Origin of the sequence: Kosakonia sp. AG348, assembly GCF_003337365.1 — a bacterium.
Lineage (GTDB): Bacteria > Pseudomonadota > Gammaproteobacteria > Enterobacterales > Enterobacteriaceae > Kosakonia.
Map to the genome: position 1 here is coordinate 366,942 of NZ_QPJR01000004.1, position 10,684 is coordinate 377,625.

The 10,684-nt window shown below is 51.9% G+C and carries 14 protein-coding genes and 2 tRNA genes; 8 read left to right on the top strand and 8 right to left on the bottom strand.

Features of this window, described 5'->3' with window-relative positions; all coding sequences use genetic code 11:
- Window positions 1-7: 7 nt before the first annotated feature.
- From fliQ to rcsA, 3 genes are all read left to right on the top strand, one after another.
- Window positions 8-277: a flagellar biosynthesis protein FliQ gene (gene fliQ / locus DFO56_RS12010; protein WP_017458379.1), complete on the top strand. Its 270-nt coding sequence runs from the start codon at window positions 8-10 to the stop codon at window positions 275-277.
- A gap of 8 nt (window positions 278-285) precedes the next feature.
- Window positions 286-1,083, top strand: coding sequence for a flagellar biosynthetic protein FliR (gene fliR, locus DFO56_RS12015; RefSeq protein ID WP_017458380.1), 798 nt, complete (start codon window positions 286-288; stop codon window positions 1,081-1,083).
- Window positions 1,084-1,359: 276 nt separating this feature from the next.
- Window positions 1,360-1,983: a transcriptional regulator RcsA gene (gene rcsA / locus DFO56_RS12020; protein ID WP_020454203.1), complete on the top strand. Its 624-nt coding sequence runs from the start codon at window positions 1,360-1,362 to the stop codon at window positions 1,981-1,983.
- Between the two features lie 43 nt (window positions 1,984-2,026).
- On the opposite strand, the gene dsrB is transcribed toward rcsA, so the two are convergent.
- Window positions 2,027-2,215: a protein DsrB gene (dsrB, locus tag DFO56_RS12025; RefSeq protein ID WP_017458382.1), complete on the bottom strand. Its 189-nt coding sequence runs from the start codon at window positions 2,213-2,215 to the stop codon at window positions 2,027-2,029.
- 127 nt (window positions 2,216-2,342) lie between these two features.
- Here dsrB and yodD point away from each other — a divergent pair, with 127 nt between their 5' ends.
- Window positions 2,343-2,573, top strand: coding sequence for a YodD family peroxide/acid resistance protein (yodD, locus tag DFO56_RS12030; RefSeq protein ID WP_017458383.1), 231 nt, complete (start codon window positions 2,343-2,345; stop codon window positions 2,571-2,573).
- A gap of 222 nt (window positions 2,574-2,795) precedes the next feature.
- Window positions 2,796-3,626: a mannosyl-3-phosphoglycerate phosphatase-related protein gene (locus DFO56_RS12035; protein WP_020454204.1), complete on the top strand. Its 831-nt coding sequence runs from the start codon at window positions 2,796-2,798 to the stop codon at window positions 3,624-3,626.
- On the opposite strand, the gene dgcQ is transcribed toward DFO56_RS12035, so the two are convergent.
- The 3 genes from dgcQ to DFO56_RS12050 all read right to left on the bottom strand — a co-directional run bounded on the left by dgcQ (window position 3,590) and on the right by DFO56_RS12050 (window position 6,554).
- On the bottom strand, window positions 3,590-5,287 hold the full coding sequence (gene dgcQ / locus DFO56_RS12040; protein ID WP_045511206.1) for a cellulose biosynthesis regulator diguanylate cyclase DgcQ: 1,698 nt from the start codon (window positions 5,285-5,287) through the stop codon (window positions 3,590-3,592). The two genes, DFO56_RS12035 and dgcQ, sit on opposite strands and share 37 nt — an antisense overlap.
- Window positions 5,288-5,380: 93 nt before the next feature.
- Window positions 5,381-5,563 (bottom strand): YodC family protein, encoded by a 183-nt coding sequence (locus DFO56_RS12045; protein WP_020454206.1) that lies wholly within the window; start codon window positions 5,561-5,563, stop codon window positions 5,381-5,383.
- Between the two features lie 79 nt (window positions 5,564-5,642).
- Complete coding sequence (locus DFO56_RS12050) at window positions 5,643-6,554, bottom strand: DUF808 domain-containing protein (RefSeq protein WP_020454207.1); 912 nt, start codon at window positions 6,552-6,554, stop codon at window positions 5,643-5,645.
- Window positions 6,555-6,730: 176 nt separating this feature from the next.
- Between DFO56_RS12050 and yedA the strand changes: the two genes are divergently transcribed.
- Entirely contained in the window at window positions 6,731-7,642 is a 912-nt protein-coding gene (gene yedA, locus DFO56_RS12055) for a drug/metabolite exporter YedA (protein ID WP_020454208.1), read from the top strand.
- On the opposite strand, the gene DFO56_RS12060 is transcribed toward yedA, so the two are convergent.
- The 4 genes from DFO56_RS12060 to DFO56_RS12075 form a co-directional block, all read right to left on the bottom strand.
- On the bottom strand, window positions 7,617-8,111 hold the full coding sequence (locus tag DFO56_RS12060) for a very short patch repair endonuclease (RefSeq protein ID WP_045511203.1): 495 nt from the start codon (window positions 8,109-8,111) through the stop codon (window positions 7,617-7,619). The genes yedA and DFO56_RS12060 overlap by 26 nt on opposite strands.
- Window positions 8,112-8,123: 12 nt before the next feature.
- Entirely contained in the window at window positions 8,124-8,822 is a 699-nt protein-coding gene (locus DFO56_RS12065) for a phosphohydrolase (protein WP_045511200.1), read from the bottom strand.
- 36 nt (window positions 8,823-8,858) lie between these two features.
- On the bottom strand, window positions 8,859-9,125 hold the full coding sequence (gene drpB, locus DFO56_RS12070; RefSeq protein ID WP_045511196.1) for a cell division protein DrpB: 267 nt from the start codon (window positions 9,123-9,125) through the stop codon (window positions 8,859-8,861).
- A gap of 399 nt (window positions 9,126-9,524) precedes the next feature.
- A tRNA-Ser gene (locus tag DFO56_RS12075) sits at window positions 9,525-9,614 on the bottom strand.
- A 93-nt stretch (window positions 9,615-9,707) separates the two neighbouring features.
- Between DFO56_RS12075 and mtfA the strand changes: the two genes are divergently transcribed.
- Window positions 9,708-10,505, top strand: coding sequence for a DgsA anti-repressor MtfA (mtfA, locus tag DFO56_RS12080; protein ID WP_020454212.1), 798 nt, complete (start codon window positions 9,708-9,710; stop codon window positions 10,503-10,505).
- 99 nt (window positions 10,506-10,604) lie between these two features.
- Window positions 10,605-10,680: transfer RNA gene (locus tag DFO56_RS12085), tRNA-Asn, on the top strand.
- Window positions 10,681-10,684: the final 4 nt, after the last annotated feature.

Genomic DNA, 10,684 nt, shown 5'->3' on the forward strand with positions numbered 1-10,684 from the left:
GTAAGCCATGACACCAGAATCGGTCATGATGATGGGCACCGAGGCGATGAAAGTCGCACTCGCGCTCGCTGCCCCACTGCTGCTGGTTGCGCTGGTCACGGGCCTGGTTATCAGTATTTTGCAGGCGGCGACACAGATCAACGAAATGACGCTCTCCTTTATCCCGAAAATCATCGCCGTGTTTGTCACGATTGTGGTTGCCGGGCCGTGGATGCTGAATTTACTGCTTGATTACATGCGCACCCTGTTCAACAACATTCCTTATATCATCGGGTAAGCCGACTTATGTTGAACGTCACCAGCGATCAGTGGCTGCATTGGATCAGTATGTATTTCTGGCCACTGCTGCGCGTGATGGCGTTAATTATGACCGCGCCGATCCTCAGCGAATCGCGTATTCCGCGCCGGATAAAAGTGGGGCTGGGGATTGTGATTACCATCGTTATCGCCCCCACCTTGCCGCCAACGCCGGATGTACCGGTATTCGCCCCGGCGGCGCTTTGGCTGGCGCTACAGCAGATCCTGATTGGCGTCGCGCTCGGTTTTACGATGCAGTTCGCCTTTGCGACCATTCGTACCGCCGGTGAGCTGATTGGCCTGCAAATGGGCCTCTCCTTCGCCACTTTTGTCGACCCCACCAGCCACTTAAACATGCCGGTGCTGGCGCGCATCCTCGATATGCTGGCCCTGCTGCTATTCCTTACGTTTAACGGGCATTTGTGGTTAATCTCGATGCTGGTCGATACCTTCCACACCCTGCCGATTGGCGGTAACCCGGTAAACAGCAATGCGTACCTGGCGCTGACGCGTGCGGCAGGCATGATCTTCCTCAATGGGTTGATGCTGGCGTTACCGGTTATCACATTGCTGCTGACCATTAACCTTTCCCTTGGTTTACTGAACCGCATGGCACCGCAATTGTCGGTGTTCGTGATTGGTTTTCCCGTTACGTTAAGCGTTGGGATTTTACTGATGGCGGCAATGATGCCGTTAATCGCCCCTTATTGTGAGCGATTATTCAGTGAGATTTTCAATCTGTTAGCTGATATTGTTAGCGAACTTCCACAGAATAGTAATCCCTGACTTTAGTAATGCCTTTCTGAGGATATTCCTAAAGTTAAATTTGAAAAACATCCCCCACCATATATCTGGCGCGGCTTATTTGTTTTTAGCCTTCTCACATAACGCAACATTTACTTTACTTTAAGATGATTCCTGGCAAATTATACCTAACTTTACGGGATAGTGGGTTCGCCTGAAGTTTCGCGTCGTACTTCAGTAATATAAGTTTTTCCTGTATGGCTTCTGAAGCTTCTGGCGGGTGGTGAATTATCGTTACGCATTGAGTGAGGGTATGCCATGTCAACGATTATTATGGATTTATGCAGTTATACCCGGTTGGGATTAACAGGGTATCTGACAAGCCGGGGGGTTAAAAAGCGAGATATCAACGACATCCAGACAGTTGATGAACTCGAATCAGCTTGCGCCACACTCCAGCCAACCGTGGTGTTTATTAATGAGGACTGCTTTATTCATGACCCAAGCAGCAGTCAACACATTAAGCAAGTCATTAATCAGCATCCCCGTACACTTTTTATTGTGTTTATGGCTATCGCCAATATCCACTTTGATGAATATCTTTTGGTTCGCAAAAACTTATTGATTAGTTCTAAATCAATCAAGCCTGAGTCGCTGGATAATATTCTGGGAGATTGTCTCAACAAAGAGAAAAAAAGCGTTGGGACCATTAACTTACCAACACTTTCACTAAGTCGTACCGAGTCAAGCATGTTGAGAATGTGGATGTCCGGGCAGGATACGATTCAAATCTCCGATCAGATGAATATTAAAGCGAAAACGGTATCATCACATAAGGGTAATATTAAAAGAAAAATTAAAACGCATAATAAGCAGGTTATATATCATGTAGTGCGGCTAACAGATAATGTTACCACTGGTATATTTGTTAATATGCGTTGAGGATATTTTTTATTTATTCACCCTCCAGGCGGAGGGCGAAATATTAATCTGCACGTTCTACAAATACGCCGTCCGGGTGGTCTTTTTCATTAAAGAACCAAATCCCGAGCGGGTAATCTTCCAGTGAGACCAGGTACATCGTACCTTCATTAAACGCTTCGACAGCCAATACCACCCCCGGACGGCGTGGACCCCCGTCCGTTTTGACCGTAACCCGATCGTTAACTTTCATAAGTACCCTCCTCTCGCATTTACGCCAGTGTAGAACAAAACCGCAGCCCTGACAGCGTGCCTGCGTTTAGCTGGCGATTTTTTCTACCGACTATACTTAACACTGCATTTATGAAGGAGGTGACGGCGTGAAAACAGTCAAAGAGTACAGCGAGACCGCAAAGCGGGACGTGCATATCGATGTTGATGCCCTGCTGGCTGCGATTAACGAAATCAGCGAAAGCGAAGTGCATCGTGTCGACGACGAAGATGGCCAGCGCGTGAGCGTGGATGGTCGGGAATATCATACCTGGCGGGAACTGGCGGAAGCATTTGAACTGGACGTGCATGACTTCAGTATTACGGAGGCGAATCGCTGAAGAAAACATCCCGGCCGCCGAAACGGCCGGGACAAACTTGCTCTCGCAAGAAGCACTTAAAATTCGTACACCAGGGAATCTGATGTGGGGACAACTCTATAGATAAAACGTCCACATGACAAGAAATAACTATAAATCAATGAATTAGCAGATACATCTGTATTCTACTGCATACAATGCGCGACAAAAGTCTCCCGACTCATACTGCCAAAGGAGCTCACTATGCCGAGCCTGGACGACCCGTTACTGATCTTTTCTGACATAGAAGGAACGCTGCTGGATAGCCACACCGGTGAATGGCAACCCGCTGCCGGGTGGCTTGCGCGCCTGCGCCAGCGCCAGATACCGGTAATCCTCTGTAGCAGCAAAACCGCGGCAGAAATGATCGCTGTGCAAAACATGCTGCAACTGCAAGGTCTGCCTTTTATTGCCGAAAACGGCGCGGTGATTCAGTTAGATGAACACTGGCAAGATCACGATGACTACCCACGGATTATTACGGGTTCCCCCCATGCGGAAATCGCCCGTGTGCTGACTCAATTACGCCTGAGCAATGGCTGGAAATTCACAACCTTTACAGAGCTGGATGAACATGTGCTGGCAGAGTTAACAGGCCTTACGCCTGCGCAGGCTACTCTTGCTAAGTTGCAGGAAGCCTCTGAAACCCTGATCTGGCGCGACAGCGATGAACACATGGCCGCCTTTGATGATGCGCTGGCGCAACTGGGCTTACGTGTTGTTCAGGGAGCCCGTTTCTGGCATGTGCTGGATGAGCGCGGCGGAAAAGATCAGGCCGTAAACTGGCTGACCCGGCAATATCGCCATTACCGGGGTAAACGCGCTGTCACGGTCGGGCTGGGTGATGGGCCAAACGATGCGCCGCTACTTGATAACGTTGACTACGCCGTGGTGGTAAAAGGCCTTAATCGTCAGGGAGTAACGCTGCGTCAGGATAGCCCGCCACGGGTTTATCACACGCAACAAGAGGGAGCAGCGGGCTGGCGCGAAGGTCTGGATCACCTCTTTGGCATCACATCCACTGAACAGACCTGATTGCGACCACTGTTTTTCGCCCGGTATAAGCGGCTATCGGCGACGGATTGCAGATATTCAAAATCGTAATTGCCGTTTTCCTGCGCATCGCAGACACCTAGGGAAACCGTGATGCGCAAAGTCGTACGCTTGTGGATCAGGATCTCTTTACTTTCAATGCGCGAACGGATGTGCTCGGCAACCTGTACCGCCTGCTTAAGTGTGCTGTCCGGTAATAAAATACAGAACTCCTCGCCGCCGACGCGCCCGGCAACATCCTGCTCTCTGAGGGAACTGCTGATAAGCCCGGCGGCGTGGGATAGTACCAAATCACCAGCCTGATGGCCGAACTGGTCATTGACGCCCTTAAAATGGTCAATATCAAGCTGAATGATTGAGAAAGGCCGTCGCTGAACCCGCGCTTCTTCAGATAACACTTTCGCCTGCTCAAAAAACGAGCCCCGATTATAAAGGCGCGTCAGCGGGTCGAACCACGCCTGCCATTGCAGCGTGTGTTGCATGCTATACAAGTTGGTCACCATTCTGCGGATGACCACCCAGGAAAAAAGCAACATGCCGGTAAACAACACCCACAACAGCGAGAGCGCAATGCTGATACGCCCGAAATCCCCGGAGAGGCCTTCCTGCAAAGAGTGAATGCGCACCAGCACGCCGCCAAAATGTTTAAGTTTTTGCCAGCTCACATAACGGGTGCCCAGATGCAGGCCACCGATGGTATCGCGTGTCATGTCTGCTTGTAGCCTAGCGATCTCATCCTGATTAAACTCGCCGCTGGCATTTTGTTGCGGTTGCGTACTGGTCAGCAGCCGGAAATGGTTATCGTAAAGCTGATACTCCCCGCCATCCTGCTGGAGTTGTACGCCAACCAGTAACGGCTTAATCGCACTCAACGGGAAACTCATGACCAGTACACCGTACCAATAGTATTCATAATCAAGCGGCACACTGGCGGCAACAAAGCTGTTGCTTTCTGCGTTGGTAAAAAAAGTGAACCAGCGAACCCCACGCGCGCGGTTTTTCTGCAGCTGTTGGCTGCTAAACCAGGGGCGCGTTAATAAGCGGTAATAGGTAGAAATAATGTCCTGCTCATGCTCAACAGCGCGCGTGGAGAGGAAAAAGCCCGCACGTGAGAAATAATAAGCCTGACGCGGCAACATAGAGGCCTCAGAGGAGAGGCGAAACAGGTAGCCAAGTTCCATTGCCGCCGTGAGTTCGTTGTGCAACAGCTCCTCGTCGCGACGCAGCAGCTCGCTCTGTTCAACCAAAGCATCGGAAACGCCGTAAATGGGCAGCGTCCGGCTGTTATCCAGCCCAATCTGCCAGTACGGTAAGGCACGTTTACGATCAAACTCGCCCTGCACGGAATTTAACGCTTCAAATCCCAAAGGTGTTTGCAGGGCGGCCTGCATGCCATTTCTGAAAAAGAGCAACCGGTCCACACCGACCTGAAACTGCATATCCAGCGCATTACTGACGTTTTCCAGCGCGCTACGCTGGCTGGCGACATAAGCCCCCTGCAGCACAATGACTTCACGCCACGTCAGGATCGTCGAGCACACCATCACGATCACAAAGCAAAGGTTGACCACCTGAGCCGGAACAAAATAGCGCTGCAGTTGTTTAAACGACCTGGGCTGTTTTACGACACGGTTCTGCCGCACACGGGCTCCCTGAAATCTCTGTGAGTGCTCTTTCGCCCCGCTCGTATTTTATCCGGCAATAAAAACGCCCAGCAATGCCGGGCGTTTTAGTGGTTATGCTTCTTCGTGGATCCGCCGCCTGTCGCCAGGCATCAGCTCATCTTCACGAAAGGCTTCCCGTTTGACGCCGTAGCCGTCATACCAGCGGCACTCAACCATACCGCTGGCATAACCGGTAACAATCATGAGCGGACCACCCTTTTTACTCTGCACTTCATCGCTGACCAAAAAGACCATTCTTGCCTCCGGTATCAGGGCGAAACTTTTTCACCTTAGACGAAGTTACTTAAATTTGCATAATCCCTGCCGCGAGATTTTATTTTTCACCGCCACGTAAACGTTCCACACCTTTCAAAACCGCGACCACCACGGCACCAATCACAAAGCCCAGCACCAGGTTGGCCGCCATCGGTGTCAGCGCCTGTAGCAGTGCGGGCTGGCTCGCGGCAAAATGTTCGATAGCGTGATGTAACGGCGCAATACCATGTACCACAATCCCGCCGCCGACCAGAAACATTGCCAGCGTACCGACGACAGACAGGATCTTCATAAGCCAGGGCGCGGTGAATAACAACCCTTTCCCCAGCCCTTGCGTCAGAACGCCCGGTTTCTCTACCAGCCAGTAGCCCATATCATCGAGCTTCACGATGATACCCACCAGCCCGTATACACCAATGGTAACCAGCACCGCGATACCCGACAGGATCAGCACCTGATTCAGCAAAGGCGCGTCGGCAACGATGCCAAGCGTGATGGCAACAATCTCGGCAGAGAGAATAAAATCGGTGCGCACCGCGCCTTTGATTTTATCTTTCTCGAACTGCTGCGGATCCTGCGCTGCCAGCGCCTCCAGACGCTGCTGGCGCGCCTCCGGGCTCTCTTTATGTTTACGCGCCTCAAACGTGTGCAGCACTTTTTCCACACCTTCAAAGCATAAAAATGCGCCGCCAAGCATCAACAAAGGTGTAATGGCCCAGGGGATGAAGGCGCTAATCAGTAACGCCAGCGGGACGAGAATCACCTTATTCAGCAATGACCCACGCGCGACGCTCCACACCACCGGCAATTCACGATTGGCGCGCACGCCGGTGACTTGCTGCGCGTTAAGCGAAAGATCGTCGCCCAGCACACCGGCGGTCTTTTTCGCCGCCAGTTTGCCCATCACTGAAATATCATCCAGCAACGTCGCAATATCATCGAGTAATGTTAATAAACTACTTCCTGCCAAAATGTCTTCCTTTTGAATTTATGATGTCACGCTTCTCAGTATGATGGAAAAAGTCCGGGACGAAAATCACCACCTTGAGTCAACAAAAATTTAACACTTCTTTCGCAATTAACCACTCGCCAGGCCGATAGTTTTAACGTTTACTATAAGCCTCTTATCTTTTGCCGTGGTGGGTTATGCGTTTCAGGCAGGTTTTACCGCTTATTGGCGCGCTTTTCGCGCTCTATATTATTTGGGGTTCCACGTACTTTGTTATTCGCATTGGTGTTGAAAGCTGGCCGCCGTTTATGCTGGCCGGTACACGCTTTTTATCTGCGGGCGTCATTCTGACCAGCGTCTTATTACTGACCGGCCATAAATTGCCGCCGCTGCGCCCGATGCTTAATGCCGCACTGATTGGCGTGCTGCTGCTGGCGGTGGGCAACGGGTTTGTGACCGTCGCCGAACACCAAAATGTGCCATCGGGAATTGCCGCTGTTGTTGTCGCGACCGTTCCGTTATTTACCTTGTGTTTCAGTCATTTTTTCGGCATTAAGACGCGAAAACTTGAATGGTTTGGCATAGCCATTGGTCTGGCAGGCATTGTTTTACTTAATAGCGGCGGGAATTTAAGCGGTAATCCGTGGGGGGCCGTGTTGATTCTGGTCGGTTCGCTAAGTTGGGCATTTGGCTCGGTATACGGTTCGCGCATTGAACTGCCGGGCGGAATGATGGCGGGCGCAATCGAAATGCTGGCCGCAGGCATTGTGTTGTTAGCGGCTTCGGCATTAAGTGGCGAGCGCCTTAGCGCAGTACCGCCACTTTCCGGTTTCTTTGCCGTCGGTTATCTGGCGCTCTTTGGCTCCATTATCGCCATCAACGCCTATATGTATCTGATCCGCAACGTCTCGCCTGCCGTTGCCACCAGCTATGCGTATGTCAATCCGGTTGTCGCCGTGCTGCTCGGCACAAGTTTTGGCGGGGAACATCTCTCATCCGTGGAATGGCTGGCGTTGGGCATTATTATTATGGCGGTGGTACTGGTGACGCTGGGTAAATATCTCATTCCGGCGCGCCCGATCGTTACGCCTTGCGAGGCAGAGAAGTAACCGTCGTCGCATGGATCCCCTGAGTGTCGATCTGCGCGGTCTGTTGACCTTCGCAGATCCACTCCTCCAGCCGTTCACTTAGCGCCTCGTCGCTAAGTTTTAACCGCCCCCGCAGCGCACACTCCCAGACCACCAGCACTCGCCAGCCCTGCTCCAGCAACAACGCCGTGTCACGTGCATCACGTTCAACATTTTTGCCAATCTTATCCAGCCAGAAATCCGTGCGTGTGGCAGGCACTTTGAACAGATAACAGGTGTGGTGATGCCAGAAGCAACCGTGGGTAAAGATAACGCAGCGATAATCGTCGAGCACAAAATCAGGCCGCCCCGGCAAGGCGGCGTCCTGGACACGAAAATCGAGTTCCAGTGAAGCAAGACACGCGGCAAGCCGCTTTTCAATCGCCGTATCCTTTGTGCCGATGGCGCGCATATTTTTACTGCGCGTCGCTTTATCATGCACATCCGCCATCACGCGTCTCCGTCAGGCCAGATGAAAACCAAAGCGGCGCAGCACCTCTTCATCAACGCGCTGGTGATCGCCTTGCAGTTCGGCGCTGAGTTTCGCCATAAAGTGCACTAAAAAATCCGCGTTGTGTTCGGCGAGTTTACGCCCTTGTTCAGTCTGCATGGTGGCGGGTAATTTCAGCAGCTTGCAACGAAAATGATCGAGAGCGAAGGCTTTATCATCCAGTTCACGTTCGGCGGCAAACGGATCTTCGCCATCGAATAAGGCCGCTCCCATTGAGCCGGAAACGGCAAAAACGCGTGCAAGGCCAATCGCCCCCAGCGATTCCAGCCGATCGGCATCCTGAACAATTTTCGCTTCCAGCGTTTGCGGGGCGATGCCGGCGCTGAAGCTGTGCGCTTCAATGGCATGGCGCACGCCAGCCACGGCGTGTTGCGGGAAATCAGGAAACTCGCTTGCAAGAATAGCCGCCGTTTTTTCTGCGGCCATCACCGAGGATTGGTGACGCTGGGGGTGATTTTTGGCAAAGCTCACAATGTCATGAAAATAACAGGCGGTCAGCACCACCAGCGCATCGACCTGCTGGCCCTGCATGAGCGTTTGTGCTGTTTTCCAGACCCGACGAAAGTGTGAGACATCATGCGCGGCGTCGCCGTGGTTGAAATGCTGAGAAATCCATTGGTCAAAACGGTACTGCCAGTCGATTACATTCATGCTTGTTCCCGTCAATGAAAGCCCTTACCCGCTATTTCAGGCATCCGGATCCTGCGGACGTGTGTACCAGGCAATAGCGCCAAGTATCGCACCCACGACGGCTAACACCAGCACGCCAAAAAACGAATTCAGCCAGCTCCCGGTCGCGGTACCCACAGTGCCAGTATTAAACCCGGCCGGCAAATTTGTCTGGCTGACTGGCCAGATATCATCAAGCACCGACCAGACAAAATAGACGCAGAAAATCCAGAACACCCAGAGTGCCAGTTTGCCACCAAGGCTGCGCACCGCTTTATCGTCCATAATGGTTTTTTCCGCATGGGTTAAGGGATGAAAGGAAGGAAATGGTTCCGACATAAATGTGATAACTCTCTCATCATATCGCCAGTTGATGAATTTTAAAGATATATCAGCGAGACTGATGAATCCCCTCACCTGCAACGGCCGCAGACCGCCAAAGAGTGTGCAACACGTAAATGACAAACAGACGTAACGGGATAAAAATTAATGAGAAAAAGTGTAATTAACGTGCGTGCGGTGACATTTCCAGGCCGCGGAAAAACGCTACAAAAATTAATGGTAAAAGCGGCAATCATTTCTATCGATTATGTTAAGAAAAGGTTATAAAATGTGCAAATGCAAGAGTGGAAAAGCAACTGTGACGGGAGTCGTTGAAAGCGAAGCGCGTAACTGTTTGAATAATGGCGGAGAGAGGGGGATTTGAACCCCCGGTTGAGTTGCCCCAACTACGGTTTTCGAGACCGTCCCGTTCAGCCGCTCCGGCATCTCTCCGTTCAGATGGTTGCCATGATGCCAGGTAATTTGGCATTTTAACAGACCCTGTCCCGTTAATTTGGTTCAAGTGGCGAGTTTGCGAGCAAAACGATGATTAAGTGGCCCTGGAAGACAAGGGAATCTGCCGAAGGTGCAGAATACCCCTGGGAAGAAGCGTTAAATGCCCCTGTGTTAGCAAATTTGTCGCCGGAGGAACAGGAGAAGCTTGTTCATCTGGCTGACCGCTTTTTGCAGCAAAAACGCCTGGTTCCGTTGCAAGGATTCGATCTGGATGCGCTGAAAAGCGCGCGCATCGGCTTACTGTTTTGCCTGCCGGTGCTGGAGCTTGGCCTTGAATGGCTCGATGGCTTCCACGAAGTGCTGATCTACCCGGCGCCGTTTGTTGTTGATGACGAGTGGGAAGACGACATTGGCCTGGTGCACAATCAGCGCGTGGTTCAGTCCGGGCAGAGCTGGCAGCAAGGCCCTATCATCCTTAACTGGCTGGATATTCAGGACTCGTTCGACGCTTCCGGCTTCAATCTCATTATTCATGAAGTGGCGCATAAGCTGGATACGCGCAACGGCGATCGCGCCAGCGGCATTCCGCTGATTCCGCTGCGCGAAGTGGCCGGCTGGGAACACGATCTGCGCGCCGCGATGGACAATATTCAGGATGAGATTGACCTGGTTGGCGAAAGCGCGGCCAGCATCGACGCCTACGCGGCAACCGATCCGGCAGAATGTTTTGCCGTGCTTTCCGAGTATTTCTTTAGCGCGCCAGAGCTGTTTGCTCCCCGCTTCCCGGCGCTGTGGCAGCGCTTCTGCCATTTTTATGGCCAGGATCCGCTAAGCCGTCTGCGCGGGCAGGCGGGCTGCGATAACGAAAGCGCAAGGCAGGTACATTAAAACGCCGCCTGTGTTTTAATTCGCCAATTGAATCAGTGTGTTAAATTTAGTGTTGACACTCAAGTACGGGGCCAGTAGTATGCGCCCCGTTCACACGATTCCTCTGTAGTTCAGTCGGTAGAACGGCGGACTGTTAATCCGTATGTCACTGGTTCGAGTCCAGTCAGAGGAGCCAGATT

Coding starts and splice junctions, on each gene's coding strand:
- fliQ (WP_017458379.1), top strand. CDS start 8: ATGACACCAGAATCGGTCATGATGATGGGCACCGAGGCGATGAAAGTC.
- fliR (WP_017458380.1), top strand. CDS start 286: ATGTTGAACGTCACCAGCGATCAGTGGCTGCATTGGATCAGTATGTAT.
- rcsA (WP_020454203.1), top strand. CDS start 1,360: ATGTCAACGATTATTATGGATTTATGCAGTTATACCCGGTTGGGATTA.
- dsrB (WP_017458382.1), bottom strand. CDS start 2,215: ATGAAAGTTAACGATCGGGTTACGGTCAAAACGGACGGGGGTCCACGC.
- DFO56_RS12035 (WP_020454204.1), top strand. CDS start 2,796: ATGCCGAGCCTGGACGACCCGTTACTGATCTTTTCTGACATAGAAGGA.
- DFO56_RS12045 (WP_020454206.1), bottom strand. CDS start 5,563: ATGGTCTTTTTGGTCAGCGATGAAGTGCAGAGTAAAAAGGGTGGTCCG.
- yedA (WP_020454208.1), top strand. CDS start 6,731: ATGCGTTTCAGGCAGGTTTTACCGCTTATTGGCGCGCTTTTCGCGCTC.
- DFO56_RS12060 (WP_045511203.1), bottom strand. CDS start 8,111: ATGGCGGATGTGCATGATAAAGCGACGCGCAGTAAAAATATGCGCGCC.
- DFO56_RS12065 (WP_045511200.1), bottom strand. CDS start 8,822: ATGAATGTAATCGACTGGCAGTACCGTTTTGACCAATGGATTTCTCAG.
- drpB (WP_045511196.1), bottom strand. CDS start 9,125: ATGGACGATAAAGCGGTGCGCAGCCTTGGTGGCAAACTGGCACTCTGG.
- mtfA (WP_020454212.1), top strand. CDS start 9,708: ATGATTAAGTGGCCCTGGAAGACAAGGGAATCTGCCGAAGGTGCAGAA.